Annotated in this window: 14 protein-coding genes and 1 pseudogene; 5 read left to right on the forward strand and 10 right to left on the reverse strand. The window is 38.8% G+C overall.

Going from position 1 to position 17,834, the window contains the following annotated elements; all coding sequences use genetic code 11:
• Positions 1-452 precede the first annotated feature (452 nt).
• The 6 genes from J5A55_RS05345 to J5A55_RS05370 all read right to left on the reverse strand — a co-directional run bounded on the left by J5A55_RS05345 (position 453) and on the right by J5A55_RS05370 (position 6,992).
• The gene (locus J5A55_RS05345; RefSeq protein ID WP_004384440.1) at positions 453-1,874 is read right to left on the reverse strand and encodes an AAA family ATPase; all 1,422 of its coding nucleotides are present in this window, start codon (positions 1,872-1,874) and stop codon (positions 453-455) included.
• Positions 1,875-2,191: 317 nt separating this feature from the next.
• Positions 2,192-3,274, reverse strand: a complete 1,083-nt coding sequence (locus J5A55_RS05350; RefSeq protein WP_004384439.1) for a relaxase/mobilization nuclease domain-containing protein — start codon at positions 3,272-3,274, stop codon at positions 2,192-2,194.
• On the reverse strand, positions 3,258-3,689 hold the full coding sequence (locus tag J5A55_RS05355; protein ID WP_004384438.1) for a plasmid mobilization protein: 432 nt from the start codon (positions 3,687-3,689) through the stop codon (positions 3,258-3,260). Before J5A55_RS05355 ends, J5A55_RS05350 begins: the two co-directional genes overlap by 17 nt.
• 359 nt (positions 3,690-4,048) lie before the next feature.
• Positions 4,049-4,483: a DUF3408 domain-containing protein gene (locus tag J5A55_RS05360; RefSeq protein ID WP_004384436.1), complete on the reverse strand. Its 435-nt coding sequence runs from the start codon at positions 4,481-4,483 to the stop codon at positions 4,049-4,051.
• Between the two features lie 2 nt (positions 4,484-4,485).
• Positions 4,486-5,466 (reverse strand): toprim domain-containing protein, encoded by a 981-nt coding sequence (locus J5A55_RS05365; protein ID WP_004384435.1) that lies wholly within the window; start codon positions 5,464-5,466, stop codon positions 4,486-4,488.
• A gap of 182 nt (positions 5,467-5,648) precedes the next feature.
• A complete protein-coding gene (locus J5A55_RS05370) occupies positions 5,649-6,992 on the reverse strand; it encodes a virulence-associated E family protein (RefSeq protein ID WP_004384434.1) in 1,344 nt (447 codons plus the stop codon).
• 193 nt (positions 6,993-7,185) lie between these two features.
• Here J5A55_RS05370 and J5A55_RS05375 point away from each other — a divergent pair, with 193 nt between their 5' ends.
• The 3 genes from J5A55_RS05375 to J5A55_RS05385 all read left to right on the forward strand — a co-directional run bounded on the left by J5A55_RS05375 (position 7,186) and on the right by J5A55_RS05385 (position 8,110).
• Positions 7,186-7,341: a hypothetical protein gene (locus J5A55_RS05375; protein WP_199879838.1), complete on the forward strand. Its 156-nt coding sequence runs from the start codon at positions 7,186-7,188 to the stop codon at positions 7,339-7,341.
• A gap of 164 nt (positions 7,342-7,505) precedes the next feature.
• On the forward strand, positions 7,506-7,808 hold the full coding sequence (locus tag J5A55_RS05380) for a helix-turn-helix domain-containing protein (protein WP_004384433.1): 303 nt from the start codon (positions 7,506-7,508) through the stop codon (positions 7,806-7,808).
• A gap of 11 nt (positions 7,809-7,819) precedes the next feature.
• Positions 7,820-8,110: a helix-turn-helix domain-containing protein gene (locus J5A55_RS05385; RefSeq protein ID WP_004384432.1), complete on the forward strand. Its 291-nt coding sequence runs from the start codon at positions 7,820-7,822 to the stop codon at positions 8,108-8,110.
• A 74-nt stretch (positions 8,111-8,184) separates the two neighbouring features.
• Here the strand turns inward: J5A55_RS05385 and J5A55_RS05390 are convergent.
• Positions 8,185-9,086 (reverse strand): annotated as a pseudogene (locus J5A55_RS05390) (IS982 family transposase).
• 105 nt (positions 9,087-9,191) lie between these two features.
• Here J5A55_RS05390 and J5A55_RS05395 point away from each other — a divergent pair.
• Together J5A55_RS05395 and J5A55_RS05400 are read left to right on the forward strand one after the other, a co-directional pair.
• Positions 9,192-10,157 carry a ComEC/Rec2 family competence protein gene (locus J5A55_RS05395; protein WP_004384430.1) on the forward strand — a complete coding sequence of 322 codons (966 nt, stop codon included), beginning with the start codon at positions 9,192-9,194 and terminating at the stop codon, positions 10,155-10,157.
• Positions 10,158-10,245: 88 nt separating this feature from the next.
• A complete protein-coding gene (locus J5A55_RS05400; protein ID WP_234396099.1) occupies positions 10,246-15,024 on the forward strand; it encodes an NACHT domain-containing protein in 4,779 nt (1,592 codons plus the stop codon).
• 518 nt (positions 15,025-15,542) lie between these two features.
• On the opposite strand, the gene J5A55_RS05405 is transcribed toward J5A55_RS05400, so the two are convergent.
• From J5A55_RS05405 to J5A55_RS05415, 3 genes are all read right to left on the reverse strand, one after another.
• The gene (locus J5A55_RS05405) at positions 15,543-16,073 is read right to left on the reverse strand and encodes a hypothetical protein (protein ID WP_004384428.1); all 531 of its coding nucleotides are present in this window, start codon (positions 16,071-16,073) and stop codon (positions 15,543-15,545) included.
• A gap of 129 nt (positions 16,074-16,202) precedes the next feature.
• The gene (locus J5A55_RS05410) at positions 16,203-16,730 is read right to left on the reverse strand and encodes a hypothetical protein (RefSeq protein WP_004384427.1); all 528 of its coding nucleotides are present in this window, start codon (positions 16,728-16,730) and stop codon (positions 16,203-16,205) included.
• 23 nt (positions 16,731-16,753) lie between these two features.
• Positions 16,754-17,833, reverse strand: a complete 1,080-nt coding sequence (locus tag J5A55_RS05415) for a Gfo/Idh/MocA family protein (protein ID WP_039851548.1) — start codon at positions 17,831-17,833, stop codon at positions 16,754-16,756.
• Between the last annotated feature and the right edge of the window lies 1 nt (position 17,834).

A 17,834-nucleotide genomic window follows, 5' to 3' on the forward strand; every position in this document is an offset into this window, starting at 1 on the left:
CCTTACGAACGACTTTACTAAGCCTTCTTTTAAAAGGAGAGAATATGCCTAGATAGATTATTAAGGTATATAAGAATCGGCTGACAATAGTCCCTCGCAACCCTTCTTAAGTTAGTATTCAATCGAACGAGTAATACCATGATGACTGCTTGCCTATAAGATGTATCAAATTCTACAGACGTGTAGAACAAATTATACAAACGAAGATAGTTCTTGGAATGTATCTAATTGAAAATAAAGAAGTTATCTTATTGTGTAGACTATACTGGTAACGATTTGGAAACGAGCGAATTGCTTTTAGTCGCAAGTTTCTGCATTAACAAAGAACGCTTGTTATTCTGTCTGCAAAGATAATCATTTGCTTTGAATAACAAAGCGTTTTTGATGAAATATTCCAGTAGTTGCACTTTAATATGTTCCTATAGGTTTAAATTCTGTCACTTGAGTTTCTTCTAATTTCCCTCCCTTCTCCAATACTCCTCAAGAGCGATTTGAGCACAATACTCTTGAAATTGTGCAGGAGTTTCCTTCTCTATCGAATCTATATGTTGCTCAACATCACTCATTTTTTCCAAGTATTCGGATAATATCTTTTTTGCCATTTCTCTTCTATTATCTTTACTCATGTAAGAAAGTTTTATCACCTTATCAATTCGACCTGGGCGAGAAGAAACATACTCACCATTGTCATTTGGTTTGCCTATAGCCTCGTCTACTTTGTGGATATTATTAGTTGTTATTATTGTAAATACGCCAATAGATTTATCAACACCATCAAGACAATTAATGAAACAATCAAATGTTAACGGTTGCATCACCTTAGTCTGAGATGTATCATTATCTTCATTTCCCCCAGTTGATGTGTTAGTATAGAAAGGCACTTTTTGACAGATATTCTTTCTACCATCAAATATATTATCAATATCTTCTATTAACGCAATACATGGTATATTTAGTTGTAGATTTTTCCAACAATCCATAAGAGTCCCATTACTCATTTGAGCAAGTGAAAAAACATAAATAGGAAGGTCAAGGTCTTCAGCAAAAGCTCTTACAAGTGCAGTCTTTCCTGTACCAGGAGGACCATACAATAACCATCCCCTTTTCCAAGGAATATTTTTTTCTTTATACCATTGCTCACTCTTAACCCATAACTCTATCGAACGAATTAATTTTTTGATATCGTCAGGGAAATAAAGATTGGAAATTGCAGAACCTTGGGTAGTTTTCTTTCTCCCCAACTCGTCCTTCTCCGTCCCTATTAACCGGTATTGATTCTGTTTGTACCACACTAGGCCATCTTTCTGCTTCTGAAAATATTTTTGATTATCAGTTTCTTTATCTGGAAGATAAAAAATTTCAAACCGGTCAGTTTTTCCTTCTTTATCTTCTATATTCCAAGCAAGGTTGTTTCGTACTTTTGTTGCCTCTTTAATTATTTGGTCGATATTAATAGTACCCCTGATAAACAGTAAAGAAGAAAACACCTTATTGGTATCAACTTCAGGGTATTCTGTACCGTTACCTTTAGGGTTCTCTTGTTTGATGGAGAACACAAATGGGAAATTTATAAAACATTTCTTACTCCTATCAAAAAATATCATACTTTTTTTGCCAAGTTGCTCATACGCAACCAAACCGTATTTTCCTGTCCTGTAAGATTCATTTTGTGCTCCGAATACCTGGTCGTATATTGATACATGCTTGTACTCCTTATAGAGATATGCAATAATTGTATTATGAGCCTCTTCAGTAGTTATATCTGCTTTTTGTATTAATATTGAGACTATTGACCATAAAAAAGACTTTATTTGATTCCAAAATCCTATTACGGCACCCAAAATAGCACCACCTGTAAATAAAGATAAATCCATGTAATATCGTAGAATTGAAAATAAGCAATAATTATAGATTACAATTTAGTAATTATTAAAAAAAAGATTTTATAAAATGATATTTTTGCAAAATCAATTGGGATATATTAGCATTTCTACACCTTGACTGTGTATAGAAATTGAAGTTGGATACTATTAAAGCTGTGCATAAACTATCTGTTTCAAAGGTCTTGCCCAAGCTATTTATATATTTTCTTAGTGTTAAGCATTGCATATGAGATACAAAATTACATAATTTTATTGTATCTCGTTAGAAAAACAACTTTTATTTGTGTCTATCTCTGAAAATTTAAACATTAATTTATTCCTCTCCCTCTTTTCTTCTTTTTCTTGGCTTGGTTTCTGAGCCTGTGCTGCCATATAGTCTCAGCATAATTATCACCGTGTGTCTGTGGATTAATAAGTCCACCTGCCCCCGAAATCATTTCTTCGGCTGCATTCAAGGCGGTGCTTGCTACATTTCCTACGGCTTGTGCAATAGATAAATTTTCGTTTGCTTTTGTAGGCGGTATGTATGAACGACTGGGAGGAACAAGTTGATAGCCTGTGTCTGATTGAACTTTATTCTTTGTAGTCTTGTCTGCTATTGTGTGAGCTTTTATTATTGTCTCCTTTGTTTCGGCTTTATTGGTTGTTTCAAAGTTTTTCTGCAAGGAATGGTAGCCGAACTCCCTGCCGATTTCGGAAGCCTTGAAGGATTGCCCTGCGTATGAGAACTTCAGGCCATATACGTTGCCCTGCTTGTTCTTCATACGCTCTATGGTAATGCCGTTTTTGTTCAATTCATAAAGGAACATGGAATGCCCCGTGACGCCTGTTCCTTTGTACTTGTCAAGCAGGGCATAACAGATTTGTTGCACCTCTTTCTTTGTTTGCTCTCTCGTTGGATTAGATTTTTCCTTTTGGTATTTTTTGTCTGCCTTGACCTCTTTTGCGATGGTCAAGCCTTTCTCTCTGCTTATTTCCTCCGCCACTTTTGCTGCCTTGTTGCTCACAAAAGTAGTGTCATAGACCTCTCCGTAAAGACTGATACGGTTGGCAATGATATGAATGTGCATATTGTCGGTATCCTTGTGCGTTACCGCCACCCATTGGTGGTTGTCAAGTCCCATTCGCTTGGCAAACAGATGGGCTATTCCCATAAGCTCGGATACAGGCAGCCTTTTCTCGTCCTGTGGTGCTATACCGATTTCAATGCGGAGGAACTTATTCCTGCACCGTGTGTTGTAATCGCTGACCATCTTCATTTCTTCGTAGATAGTCTTTGGCTCCCTGCTGCAAAGATTATGGAAGGCAAGCCGACTACCGAGTTTGCCCTCTCTGAAAATATAGTCTAAAGCCGTGCTGCCGTGCGCTATTGCCTTACACTTTCCTATCATTTCTTCTCATATTTAAGACCTTATATATCTCATCGTTCACACGAAAATGGGGGTCGTAAAACCGCTTAAATGCCTCTTTGGCACATAGGGAAAGGTTCTTTGTGATATGTAGCCAATCCTCGTCTTTGACCTTGATGAGATTGGAAACCTGCCCATAGAACCGTCCTGTATGCTGAAGTATACAAATGGCTTCCCTCTCATTTTCTGTCATCTTAGGAACGGCTGCCACCTCTCCATTTAGGAGTATCTCACGGCAGTAATCGGAAAACTTACGTCCCGCACTTTCTGCCTTTGACTTAATACGCTGCTTTTCTTCTAAGGTGCATCTTACCTTGATGAACTCTGTCTTGTTCATCTTCTGCTCTTCCTTATTCTGTTGCTGCCATTTGGCAATCTTTTTATTATATCTGTTCATATAAGTTTCTTTGAAAGTTAATCATTATAGATGATTCATTGTCTCTTAATTCTTGAATACTGACCGATGAGAACGGAGTGATTACGGTCTAAACTCCCCGACAGTCTGACAAGGGGAGCAAGAGCAGTTTGTGGGTACAAACTGACGTCTTGCAATGCTATCGAACAAACCATTTATGCTTAAAACGTTTTATAGTCTAAAAACGAATGCCGTGCATTCTATGACTAACTGCATTCGTGGTATTCTCACAGAGAACTAAGCCGAAGAAAAAAAGGTAGACCCTTTTAGCAAAAAAGGTAGACCTATTTGCTCGAAAAGGTAGACCTTTTTCCAGAAAACCGTCTACCTTTTCTTACGGCTTACAGTCTTCTCCATTTCTCTATGTCTTCACCATATTCCTCCAGATGCTGACGAACGATGTTCTCCACAAAGCTTGAAAGGTTGCTACCCCTGTCGCCTAACCTACGCACAATGAAGTCGGCACGTTCCTGTGTCTCCCTGCTCAGATAGACCGCCTTACGGTCGTTTAACTTGGTCGGCACAAGATAGGCTTGCTTGTAGGCTTCAAGTGTTTTCATTCTCATCTTGGCACTGATACGTCTTTGAATAGTTGCACTCTCAGTATTCCGTGCAGGCTCGGAGTGCATGGTATTCTCTGTGTCCTGCTTGTTTGTTGGTCTTTCTCTTTCAGGAGCCGCAGTCGCTTCTTGTGAAGTAGATTCGTTCTCTGTTTCATCTTCCACACCCAAGAACCATGAAAGGTCTTTGTCGCTCATCATAGTTTCCTTTTCCATTTCTATTTCATTTCAAGTTTGACTTGTTTTGATTTCTTGTTTTGTCCTGTAATTGATATGTGTGTCTGTTCCTGCGCTTTCCGTTTCCGCTGCTCACGGACACGGCTGACATGATATTCGTTGAGATCCTTGAAGTCTTGGTAATGTATGTTCATGTCCTCAACATGGAAGCCTGCCTTTATGAAATCTTGAACAGCCCTCCGTCCTGCTTCATCATTGTCAAGGAAGGTACGGATATGGGGCAGGTGTCGGTCATTCAAATAGCGGATAGTCCTTGCCACGTTGCTCACGGAGTTCATCACAAGGCAGCGGTTGGTAATCTCTTCTTTCATTGAAAGGAAGGAGAGAAAGTCCATGAAGCCTTCAAAGATACATACTGGCTCCGCTCTATCCGTGAATATCGGAGTAATGTCCTTCGGGGCAATCGTTCCCTTGAACACATTGTCGTCCCGAAGCTCATAACCTCCCGATTGATTAGCGAAGCCGATAGCCTGATAGCATCTGCCCCTTACCTCATAGCAGACACATTTGAGAAAAGGTCTTGCCCTGTTAAGGTCGATGCAGCGCTTATCGGCAAGATAGGCCTCTAAGTGAGAAGGCAAGGTGTCTGATACCTCTATCAGTTTCCTTGCCCCACTTGGCTGCCATGGCGTGACTGGACTGGTATCGATGTCTGACTTCTCTTTTGAAAGACCGTACGCTGCATCAAGGGAAGCGTTCTGTCCCAAACGGCGGATGGCTTCAGATAGCGTGCAGCCCTCCATACGCATACAGAGGTCGATGATACTTCCACCCCTACCTTCGCCATAATCTATCCAAAGGTTCTTCTCTGTGTCCACCTTAAAACTCGGCTGCGTTTCCTCCCTGAGCGGTGAACAATACAGGGCATAGGCAGCAGTCCTACGTACAGGCTTGACGCCTTTCCTTTCAAGATACTCCACGATGGAGTATCGCTTGATACGTGATAAATCTTCTTCTTTCATTGTTTTGATACATTAATGGGTTGAATGATAATTATTTATGTTTGTCTGTTTTTGGGGTTTTACCTTTTCCAAAGTTTTCCCCCTCCAAACTTTTTCATCTTTCTTCTTACTACATACTATTTTGTGATAAGTAATTGATAATCAGTATTACTTTGTAGTATAAGGCAATACTACACATTCTACTACATTTGGCTACTACAAGTTTGAAGGAGCGGGCATGGCAAGATTTTCCTAATCTTGTAGACATAGATGGGGCTACTACCGTTTCTTCGTTTGCTCACCTTTATGTATCCTCCTTTCTTCAAGGCTTCACCCATACGCTTGGCAACAAGTGGTTGGTGAGTATAAATACCCAAATAAGTGAGTATCTCCGTAGTGGTCATTAACGAATAACTTTCATCCTCCGTTGGCTTTTCAAAACAACGCAACAAAAGCTCCATCTCTGCAGTCTGTACTTGAAAGTCTTCACTCTCCCTATATAGCTCGGCTATCTCATCATCATCAAACCAATAGCGGAAGCCTGACTTTAACAGGGCTTTGGCTTCCGCATAAACATTGTCCACCGAGATAGCTTTTGCTCTCTCAATATCTATGGAAAGCACTTCAAAGGGTAGGAACCGTCTGCTTCCCGTAGGGTCTGTAAGAAAGTCATTGCCGTTCACCGATGCCACGAAGCTTGCCAAGTGGGGATGCTCCTCTACATACTTGTCGTAGGGCATACGGTATTTGACCATCGGGCAGGTAATGAGGTTCTTCAGTTCGTTCTCATCCCGTTTGCTGAGGGCTTTGAGCTGGTCGTCAATGTTTACGATGAGGTTTTGCCCTATATAGGTGAGCGTGTCCTTCTCCTGCGGATATATCTTGCCTGTGTAGCTATAGCCATACAATGCAGGTGGGCAGAGCAAATCCAAGAATGTAGTTTTGAACTTTCCCTGCTCGCCCGTCAGCACAAGGCAGGTGTGGTTACGGCACTCACGGTCGTCCATTGCGTTGGCAACCACTGCCACGAGCCACTTGGTGAGGTACGGCAGCCATTTGTCAGAGTTGCGCACGACCACGCAACTTGCCAAGTCGGGAATGGCTTTCAGTGAAAAGGGAGAACTGCTGCTTACATCCACCAATGGCAATCCCTTGAAATACTCCTGTATGGGATTGACACGTGGAGAAAAACTGCTCTCGATGATAGAGTATAGATTATCCGACGAGGTTATTATCCCGATGTCGTTGTCTATCTCTCTGCGGAGCGTGTTGATTTCATAGCGACCCACCTTTGTGAAATCGCTGCTATTCATTCTGCGGTATTCGGTTCGTCCCAATACCGTGTTGTATCTGAACTCATAATAAGAGGAGAGATAGGCTTCTATCTCTGAGTTCTTGGAGGAAGCCTTTCTCGGTCTGAGTGTGCTGTACCCACCCTCCAATTTGCCTTTATCTGCGCTTGTTTTCATTATATGCTGGGGTTTGTTTCCAAGAACGAAGTTATCAAGAGAATGAGTAAGTTCCAAGCATTCAGGGAGTGCTTGCATAATGTTGCGTTCATTGGCAATGAAGTTCGCACAGATTTTTATGGAGACAGGAAAAGAAATGACTGATTTAAACACGAATTAAGTCAAAACTGGGTATAAAATAGCAAGGAAAGACAGAGATAGAAGTGTACCACTTGCGCATGTTTGCAGTATTCTGCACTGATATTGCAAACGATAGAATCAGTACGGAAATATGGTAGCGTTTGTCCATATCGAAAGTGCCATAAGCTGCCAGTTGAACAAACGCCGATTGAATTGGACATGCACCGCCCTATCTTTGCGCCAAACGGACGGTGAAAGAAGAAAACAGGGAAAGAATGCGCAAACGACTGCCGATAAAATGCGTTAGCTTTTCCTTCAACTTCCCGATGTTTCCCTACTGCTCCCTACTGCTTTGAAGTGTGATAAACTCATCATACTTTTGCAGGCATAAACGTGTGATGAAACGCAGAACAGACAAAGGTGTTGTCAATACCAATAAGACAGAATTACAAACAAAATAACAATAAAACTATGGGATATTTTATCATTACGGACTCTAATTGGGGAAAGCTGAGGAACGAGATACTCAGTCTTGCCGAGACCTGCCACAAGGCATTTGGGGAACAGAGCAAGCACACCGATTGGCTGCACAACGGTGATGTGTGCAAGTTGCTCAACATCAGTAAGCGAACCTTGCAGCATTATCGGGATACAGGTGTGTTGCCCTTTGCCCAAGTAGGACATAAGTGCTATTACAAGCGTGAGGATGTGGAGCAATTGCTCCAAACCAAAACAGAGAAATCAAAAACGGATAAAACTAATATCAACAAATAAATAGGAAGATTATGGAACAGGTAAGAGACTTGAATATGGAGGCTGACGATATGCAGGTGGTGCTGTCCGCATTTGAAGGAGTGAACAGACGGATAAAGGAAGTGGCACAGACACACAAACCGCTGTTTGGAGGTGAGCATTTCCTGACGAGCAAGGAAGTATGCGAGCGGCTGTATATCAGCCCTCGTACTTTGCAGGACTATCGGGACAGGAAGATTATTCCCTACACACAGTTCGCGGGGAAGATACTTTATAAGGAATCGGACTTGGAAAGGTTGGTAGAGAATAATTATAGCTATTAAAAATTAAGAGCCATCTAACAAGTTCATATGAGACTTATTAGATGGCTTGTATAAATAACGTGAATTCGAAGAATTTAGAATAAAGTAAACTGTGTATCTAAAGTCCTTTGTACATTAATACACGGCTTCTTTGGAAATAGACTATAGGCAGCAATAGCTCCCAATAAATTGACAAAAAACTATTGAATGGCTGATGAATAGGGTGTTCTACCTATGCGATATTCTTCAGTTTATCATTCAAAGACTCAATGATAGCCCTCTTTCTGAGCAGCTGTTTGTCAGAGATGCTCATCAGTGTTCCTCTCATGTTGCTTTTCAACTTGAGAATAAGCAGTATGCCATCAACGAAAAGCCTTTGGAAAAGGTTCCTGTTGGCATATCCCATATCACCTACTAACTTGCCATAAATGAATTTCACAAAGACTTGTATTTCAAATGTCTACAGTCTTCGGCGTCACTGCGAGTAATCATGAAATTTAGAACTTCTCCTCTCTCATTGCAGATCAAATGCAGCTTGAATCCATAGAAACAGCCCATGGAGTATTTTCCTCTTTTAACAACACCTCTGAAAATTTTATGAATGTATATTCTTTGGTTTCTACAAATGCGAAGTGATGTACTGTTAACAAACTTATACTTGTGCATTTTCCCAAAAGTATCTTCTTGATAACAAGGCTAAAGGGACGGCAACCTCCTTTTCCAGTCCGAAAAAGCGACTATACGAGACAACATCTGGAACCAGATGGCGTAGGTGCTTTGCGAACCTTTTCAAGATAGAAATACTTTTGGCAACGATAGCCTGAGTCGTGAAAGATTATCATAATCAGCATGACTTCTGCCTTAGACATCGTAGAATTACATGGTATTGTTTCTTATTGGCCGATTTTAGCATATATTTCGCCATCATTGTATTAAAAAACTTGCAGAATCATCTGCCAATACAGAATATTTCCGTAACTTTGTCTTCAGTAATCAAAGTGATTTTTGCTTGTAATTCTTTGTATTTCAGAGTTACAATAATTTTTGCTAGTTACCAACTTTATAAAGACCTATAATAGTTGAACTCACGTTAACATAAAAGATGCGCATAGAGATACTACAAGCGGGAACAGGTGATAGTATTTGGATTAGTCACAATAAGAAAAATGTTGTGATTGATGGTGGGAAATCTACAATAGCCATTAGGACTAGATATGACAAAATACCACTAGATGAGATTATTGACCTGCTTGTGGTGACTCATATCGACTCTGACCACATAGCTGGCATCATAGCATTGGTTAAACATATGAAAGAAAATGGGGAGTCACATAGGCTGAAACAGGTTTGGTTTAACTTCCCCAAGAAAGAAGAGACAGATGAATACTCTGTTGCCGAAGGAAATGAGTTGGCATCACTTCTTCTTGGAATAGATGGTGTGTGCTGGAATAACAACATTTCCGAATTGCTTGACTCTACGATAGAGGTTGGGGATATGAAACTGCGTGTACTGGCACCTGATCATGATGTGGCTGATGAATATAAGCCAAACAATCCTGATGAACTTGGAGTTTATCCAGAAGATTGGCATGTAAATTTAAGGACCTTGATAGATAATGTTGATGATGACGATATGGATGAAGGAGGTCCCAATAGCCAGTCAATTATAATTCTAGTTGAATGTGAAGGCAAGAAGTTGTTGCTACCTGCTGATAGTACCCCCAAGGAGCTATATGATGCGCTTCTGTATTATAATAACACCAATGGTACACCTCTTAAACTGGATTTTATGAAACTTCCCCATCATGGAAGTACACGAAACGTCACTAAAAACATCCTTGACGCGGTTACATGTTCAGACTTCATTATTTCAACTAAGAAGAATAAGAAATATCGTTTCCCAAACAAAGAGACCATTGCCAAGCTTCTTCGCTACAGAAAATGTGCAGATAAGGCAATCAACGTCTACTTTAACTATCAAGATTCTCTTGATGTACTTGGAATAACAGCAGATGAGTTGATGGAAAATAATATTAATCTCAACGTTTGTAATGAATTCGTTTTTTGACATACGCAGTAATTGTGTTAAGATAAAGGCGGACATCAAGAGTAGGGGGCTCCAGTTTCGAGGAAGTGGAGTCCTCTACCCTTTGGATGTGGCTGAAGGGTACGATTATGTCTTTACGGCTCAGCATATTCTTAAATATGATCGGAAAAAGGCGTTAAATGCTGTTCTTGATAAAATAGAAACCATCGAAATAGATGTGTTTGAGGATGGTCATTTTGTAACCTATAAGACCATTACAAAAGGCAATATCGCGAATTCTTTACTTCCTATTGGTGAAGATTTTCTTATCATTAGGATTGATAAGAGCGAAAAGCATTTTACTCCTTTCTTCTTGGCAGATGACCTCATTGAAGAAAAATCCATGCAACTCTATGGGGTTTCAGGCGAGGCGCAAGACATAATTACCAGACTGGATTGTATGTGTGTAGATAGCAAAGTAAATCTGGTTAATATCACTTCGCATGTAGATAATATGGACAGTCTGCATGGAATGTCAGGTGGTGGCGTTTTTGCTCAGAACCAACCATTAATGTATGGTATGTTATGGAAATATGCTGTGACGAATGGTGAGTTTCACAATGTAAAGATTACACAGGAATTAGAGGAAAAGATTAAATCACAGTTAATTGTACGAAAATGGAAATCGCTTAATTTTATTAATATAACACAGTGTAAACAAGCAATGAGTGTTGTTTACGACAGTGTATTCCGTGATGTCAATGATTCAATACTGGTTAACCATAATAATACGCGGTTCCCTCTTGAGGCAAGATTTATAATGCCTGATTTTATTGATGAAGTACAAAACTTGTATTCTGATGACCAAGGGAAAACAGAGGAGAAACCTATTGAGGTTGATCCTACAAATCTCTATATAAAAAGTAGTGAGATCCAGGAATATAGTGAGCAATATCTGAAAGAGTTTTATAACCAGCTGAATAAAACAAGCAATAGGGAAATTAGAATTCCTGCATCAACTATATTAAATCCCAGCAGTAATATATTACTCATTGTAGGAGGCCCTGGCTCGGGCAAATCTTCTTTGCTAAAGTATCTTACCTTGCAACTGCTAAAAGGAAAAATGAATGCCTATGACGGCTACTTGCCTGTATGGATGCCATTTTCATATATGGCAAGGAATTGCGATAGTGATATAAAGAGTATTGTTCGAGATTGGCTTCAAGAAAACAAGTTATGGGAGAAAAACAGCTATTATCTAGAATATGCATTTGAGCAGCAGAAGATACTGCTAATAGCTGATGGAATAGATGAATGGGGTGAGGCCCCCCTACAAGCAGACAGAATTATCCGAAAAGTAAAGGCAGAGACAGAGGCTGATAATTTACTCGCCATTTTTTCAAGCAGGGAATATGGCATTGCGAATATCAATTCCCCTTTCAGTACAAGCGACACATATACAATCGCACCATTGTCTGCGCTACAGCAGGATGAACTTGTGAAGAAATGCGTAAATCATTATAATGGAGTGATTCGTGAAATAAAGAGGACAGTAGAGTTCCTATCTGCTAAGTTGAGGTCATTACAAGATATTGATCGCATGAAAGAGAACCCCATGCTACTGACCATCCTTATTGGGCAATATCTACAGGGTAACGAACTTCCTCACAACAATATTGCGGCCATGAATTGTATAATGGAACAATTGTTTGTCAAGCATCAACTTTCACGCAAGTATCAGGCTTACGACTATTCTGGGGCATTTGACTACACAAGCAACAAAATGATGCTTGGAATCCTCTCAAAAGAAATGTTTGACTATTACAATGATGGCAGCATGGATAAGACTCAGGCAGAAATACTGCTTAACCAATACCTGAATAGTCAGACATCAGGGCAAGAACTGATTAATGCGCATATTGTTGATGATTTATTCAGGCATAATACACATCAACTTGGTGTTATAGAGGAAAGGATAGGTTCTCGCATTTCCTTCATCAATAGGCAACTACAGGAATTTATGGCTGCTAAATACCTTTCGGTAGATATAGAGAGGGCTAAAGCTTTTTTCCGAGATAAAGTTTCGGATGCCAGGCTACACCAGGTTGTTCTCTTCCTTTTCGAAATGATGCCAGCATCAGCTTTTGTAGGTTTGTACAATATCTTAAAACCTATAAAGGCAAACGATTATAGGGATTATTATTTATATAAATTGAAATTAGAGGTTTTGGTAAGATCTACGAAGGCACCCAAACATTTCTTACTAAAAGAAATAGAAGAATACATACAAAGGATTGAGTGGGAATCTGATTATGACATCAAACATGATTTACTGGAAATTCTGCTTGATGGTTTGTATAATACCTCATTACAAGATCGCATTGAAGACTTTATATCCAGATATATTCCTTCAACTTCCGTATATCATGACATCAGGCTATCGGGGTTGGCACAAGTGGCTGATTTGACAGAAGAGGATCGCCAGTTTATTGTTTTGACTGTTATAAATGGTGATGTGAACAACAAAATACTCGCATCTAAGGTAATTAGAGGTCATATCGCTGGCGACGAAAAGTTGCTGGAGATGGTTAATTCATATATAATACCATCAACATTGCCAGAAGTGGTAGCCTTCTTCATCAGAAGTGTTATTGTAGACGGGATAGATATAGATAAGGAAAACGAGCTAGTACGAAAAGTAGTGGCGTGTGACATCTTTACTCACTTTTATCAAATTGAGTTTGCTTTATTTACAGGTGGGCCCGTTTCATCTGATGAAATCCTTGAATTGGTTACAGAACTACCATTTTCAATTCAAGAGGAAGCTAACCGATTATTGCAGCAATATTTTCCACAAGACGATGCAGTCATGCAAAAGGCTCTAAAGTCAGTTAGTGCACTCTACGAAGGACGAGGTAATATTAACAAGGGTATAGCATGGAATTACCTGCTGACATGTTGGATAAATCATCCAAATGTTATCAAGGCCATTAAGGAAGAACTTAATAAGGAATATTCTTTTAATTTTGGAAATAGCTATGAATTTTGGAAAATTATTCAAAGACAAGAACTATCTCCAAATTTGCTTCAAGTGATAACCGAATGGGCTGTCAATAGGGACAAAAAGCATTTTAAATGGGGTATTGAGTCTCTCATTGTAAATACCATTGTTAACGATTCTCGAATCAAGACTAAACTTCTTGAAGCATTAGAGGATATGAAAAGTTATCAGCATATTGTTGTCCATCCTCTCATCAAAAACTGGGGACAAGATGCTGATGTTATAAAAATACTGCAGCAATGTCTGGATGAGATGCCGTTAGACCAATCTTCGTGGATAGCAGGATATGCTTATGAAATATACCAAGGCAATGACGAACGGATTATGGCGTATCTAGATAAATGTATCAATGATGTAAATAAGGGTATAATGAAAGACCGTGCAGTGTCTGTGTATATAGGACATTATAAGGAGAAATTTGCAGAAAGATACATACCCCGGATACTCAATGGAGAAATCTCTATGAGTGATCATATTCTCGGCTCAAAATGGGGCATACTGGAAGCCATTATACAGAACTATTCAGAGCGTAAGGATGTCAGAGAGTACCTTCAGAATTATTATTCTGACGACTATAGATTTGCTGGGCAGATTATAGCAAAATATCATGGTTCTGAGTTGGCCTCCAGAATGCTTAAAAAGTGGTATCACATGGATACACGTTTGAGGCTGATGATGATACACAAAATTTCTAACTTGTCGAGTATGGACGAGCGCATAGAAGAAATATTACACTTATTCCAACAGGAGGGTAATGCATATGTCCTATGTGATACAGTTTTGTGCTTAGTAGAACACTTGAAAAGAAAAGGAAGAGACGCTGATGTGTTTAAGATTGCAGAAAAGGTGTTCATCACGTCACAGGTCACGACAGAATATACTTACAAAATGCGATTCTGTATTTACCTGATGTACCATAAACTTGATGAATATGTGCAGATTGATTTACGAACAGGGGGTAAAGAATACGAGTTTGCTCAGTTTCATGCCTTTTACAATGATAGTCCATATGTGGAGAAGACCATTGCAGATGAAGCAGATTATTTGCTTGCAAATGATATGGCCAATCTGAAGAAGATTGTCAGAGATGATAAGGGTATTTATTCGTATATTGTTTTCTTCTCGAAATATATTAATCCTACCTCGAAGGCAGCAAACATCATTGTAAAATATCTTATAGAGAATAAAGTAAAAATAGATGATGCAAATATTCTGTTGTTCTTAAAAAAAGTTGGGAGACAAAAATCGTTATTGAAAGAATTAGTAATAAGCCATATTGATAATACAAATAATGAAATGTCTGCAACTGTGGCTCAAATCATTGCCGTAGAATTTGATAAAGATGAAGATATTAAGAATCTATTGAAGTTGGATGAATGGAAATGGCGTAATAATTCTTTTAACCGTGTATCGCTCAACTGTTCACTCAACACCAACGTGGAGAAGCTAAAAGATATATTTGACGAATATAAGGAGAACAAATATGATTTGAGCAATGATTATGCTTCTTACAACTTTATATTCTCAATGATAGATAAAAACAAGGTTTTTGAAAATTTAAAATACTACTTAACTGAGCTTCAAGATACATTTGTTTATCGAATGATTATCACTCCTTTGACATTGAGATTGAAACGTGATAAAGCAACAGCAGATGTGCTTTATGAAGAACTTATGCATACCGAGGACTCAAGAATTAGGGTGGCCATCTATTCATTACTTTCGTCTGTTGGGGTGAAAAGTTCGGAATTGAGAGAATGGAGAGAGCAACAGCATGAGTATCTTAATGAATATGGTCATGATATTGTATTGAATAGGGATAGGCAATTGATGGTGATTGTGCAATAACAACGACTTTAGATTCTGATCTAATATATGCCATTATTACGCAAGTTAGGGATAAGAAGGTACTATGACACTTGATACATTACTTGCAATCTCTTATACTATAGGATCTTTAAATCAGTCTATCAGCTAGATTATTAAGTTCATACGTAGTTTGCAATATGCCAAATGCTTAAAGTCATAATGACAATATCCTAGTCTACTAGTAACAGCTGGTGAATTTTATTGATATCCCTGATACTCAAAAAATACAAGTATAAATTTATAATGAGCGAAATAAGTACATAGGATCTTTATCTGTAAATAGTGGAAGCAGTTGCAAAGGATTTCTGGCGAATAGCAAATGTCATATAAGCCTCCTTTAGAGCATGGCTAAAACAATGAAAAAAGGCAAATGTATTCATAGGTTCTCAAATGCAACAAAGGTAATAAATAAAGGACATCTGGAGTTTTTTCGGCCTACCAAATGTCCATTACGCCTAAAATGTTATGTCTTTGTCGTTTACTATTCAATCAGTTTTTCAAATCTCTGGTAAACTCAATTCAGACTTAAGCACTACTCTTTCCTTTTTATTCAGAGTTAGATTGAGCAGCCCATTGAATGCTATATCAGACTCTTCATATTTCATATTCGGTCTGGCAAAGTAAACTTTAAGTTTATAATTACCAGCCGACAATTTACTCATCTTAAAACTAACATCGTATTTGCAAATGCAATCGGCAAGTGCATCAAGGACATTATGATACACAAAAAGGGTAATCTGATCATCTTGATTAACGATGTTCACATAGATATTTCTTACAGCACAGTTGGCTTTCACATCTTCCAGCACACATTGGGCTATGCCATCCTTACCCAGCTCTATGCTTAAAGTTGCTGGTACTGCATCATTCTCCAAATAGAAATCAGGACGTGTATCTGTCGGAAAGATGCTTAACTTACAATTAGAATTTGCAACATCATAAATTCTTAATGGCTCAAGAGCTACCTTCTCTGAGGAACATGCAGATAATCCACAGAAAAGGATTAGGCTGTAAAATACTTTTTTCATAATTACAAGGATTTTATATGTTGATATTTATATAAACGTAATTACAAGTTATTTCTTGCTTATATTATTACGTATTTCTGTTATTGCCGAAATCCGCAATAAAGACATACATTTTATGGATAGTGTTTACTATTCAATCAACTTCCCGTGTTTTTTGAGTATTGAGAGAAACTCTCCCCATTCTGCCGCTCTTTTTTCTTTTGCTTTTTGAATGGCCTTGTTCTCTTTAACATATTGACTATTGTCCTCAATATTGCGTGGGTAACAGTTACTCAGATAAAACTTGCCAGATTCTGAAACTAATGATAAGTCTGTGAAGATTTGACTATTGAAAGATGACACAAACGTTGAGATATGGAGTAGAACCTTACCATACGAATGTATTTCTATGTTACGATAAATGGGAAAGAGCAGACTTGTCGGCTCAAAATCTTGAAAAATAATCTCACGGGTCTGCGCGTTGAAAGACTTAATGTTGTCAAGTGTAAAGAGATAGGGGCTTGAAGCGGCTCTTGTCATTCGGGCTGTCCCTATAGCAAACAATTCCGTTTTCGATGCTTGCACTGTGGGAGTTGAAGCAGACTCATCTTCATTGCTGCAACCAATAAACAGCAACGAGAAGATGAACGCCTGTAATACACAAAAGTACCTTTTCATAATTTGTTGGATTTAATTAGTTATTATAATATGTGGTCGTCAATTATATTCATATACTTCTTTATTTCTGCCATTAAGGAATAAACATGCTTAACACTTTCCAAGCAAAAGGCATGATTATCCTCGCATCTGTTTTCAACCATATCGGCAAACGCTTGAATCTCCGAGAAGAACCCTTGTGACACAATTTGGTTATTCTCAACCGTTGGTACAAAACCATTCCTTCCGTATAGGCTGACAACGGTTGCATTATTTTGGAAGACCTTTTCCAAAGGGATTCCCCATATAGCAGAGTGTCTTGGGGAAAAATCGAGTCTTTCCATTCTGTCCAATACATATTGTCCTTTGTCCGTACTAATACTTAATTGTTCCTGTGCATCCTGCCAAGAGTAATCTGTTGATAGTTCCAACATTCCTACTATATCTTGGTGTTCTAATATAAGGAATAAGGTCTGGGCACCATCTCTACTGCGAATGATATCCAAACTCTTTATCTTTGCCTCTCCAAAAAGGAATATTACATAGTCAAGAGGATGGATGAACAGGTCAAGCAAAGTATCTCCTTCAGGGTATAATCCTGTCAGATAGCGATAATGGTAATGCCGTTTGCCATCATCTTTCAATCGCTTTTTCAGAATTTGAGTAGCAGGGGCAAAACGTCTTTGCAGTCCGACAACGATATGCTGTGAGCCATATAGTTTGATAGTATCAGTCAAAAACATTAGTTCCCTTTCATCCTTACAGGGTGGCTTCTCTATGAACAAGGATTTACCTGCTTTTATAACTTCAGTTGCAATATGAAAATGAGAATGTGGATTAGCTGCCACGAAGACTCCTGAGATTGTATCATCAAGCAGGATATCTTGTAAAGAAGTTGTTCCTTTGATCCCCTTGTACTTTTGAGAAATCAGTTCAGCTTTCTTTTCAGAGGTACAGCAGATATATTTCAGTGGCAGCTGAAGATACTGTATAACGGGCAGCAGGTTGTTTGCACAATGATTGCCAAACCCCACAAGAGCATACTGCTGTGTGTAGGTATATTGCAGTTCTCTCATGCTGCGTATGCGCCTATATCTGTCTATGATGTTATCTAAATATCCCATT

This window comes from Prevotella veroralis (assembly GCF_018127765.1).
Classification (GTDB): Bacteria; Bacteroidota; Bacteroidia; order Bacteroidales; family Bacteroidaceae; genus Prevotella; species Prevotella veroralis.

Excerpts from the sequence above, each read along its gene's own strand:
- J5A55_RS05345 (WP_004384440.1), bottom strand. The coding sequence starts at position 1,874 with ATGGATTTATCTTTATTTACAGGTGGTGCTATTTTGGGTGCCGTAATA.
- J5A55_RS05350 (WP_004384439.1), bottom strand. The coding sequence starts at position 3,274 with ATGATAGGAAAGTGTAAGGCAATAGCGCACGGCAGCACGGCTTTAGAC.
- J5A55_RS05355 (WP_004384438.1), bottom strand. The coding sequence starts at position 3,689 with ATGAACAGATATAATAAAAAGATTGCCAAATGGCAGCAACAGAATAAG.
- J5A55_RS05360 (WP_004384436.1), bottom strand. The coding sequence starts at position 4,483 with ATGGAAAAGGAAACTATGATGAGCGACAAAGACCTTTCATGGTTCTTG.
- J5A55_RS05365 (WP_004384435.1), bottom strand. The coding sequence starts at position 5,466 with ATGAAAGAAGAAGATTTATCACGTATCAAGCGATACTCCATCGTGGAG.
- J5A55_RS05370 (WP_004384434.1), bottom strand. The coding sequence starts at position 6,992 with ATGCAAGCACTCCCTGAATGCTTGGAACTTACTCATTCTCTTGATAAC.
- J5A55_RS05375 (WP_199879838.1), top strand. The coding sequence starts at position 7,186 with ATGGTAGCGTTTGTCCATATCGAAAGTGCCATAAGCTGCCAGTTGAAC.
- J5A55_RS05380 (WP_004384433.1), top strand. The coding sequence starts at position 7,506 with ATGGGATATTTTATCATTACGGACTCTAATTGGGGAAAGCTGAGGAAC.
- J5A55_RS05385 (WP_004384432.1), top strand. The coding sequence starts at position 7,820 with ATGGAACAGGTAAGAGACTTGAATATGGAGGCTGACGATATGCAGGTG.
- J5A55_RS05395 (WP_004384430.1), top strand. The coding sequence starts at position 9,192 with ATGCGCATAGAGATACTACAAGCGGGAACAGGTGATAGTATTTGGATT.
- J5A55_RS05405 (WP_004384428.1), bottom strand. The coding sequence starts at position 16,073 with ATGAAAAAAGTATTTTACAGCCTAATCCTTTTCTGTGGATTATCTGCA.
- J5A55_RS05410 (WP_004384427.1), bottom strand. The coding sequence starts at position 16,730 with ATGAAAAGGTACTTTTGTGTATTACAGGCGTTCATCTTCTCGTTGCTG.
- J5A55_RS05415 (WP_039851548.1), bottom strand. The coding sequence starts at position 17,833 with ATGGGATATTTAGATAACATCATAGACAGATATAGGCGCATACGCAGC.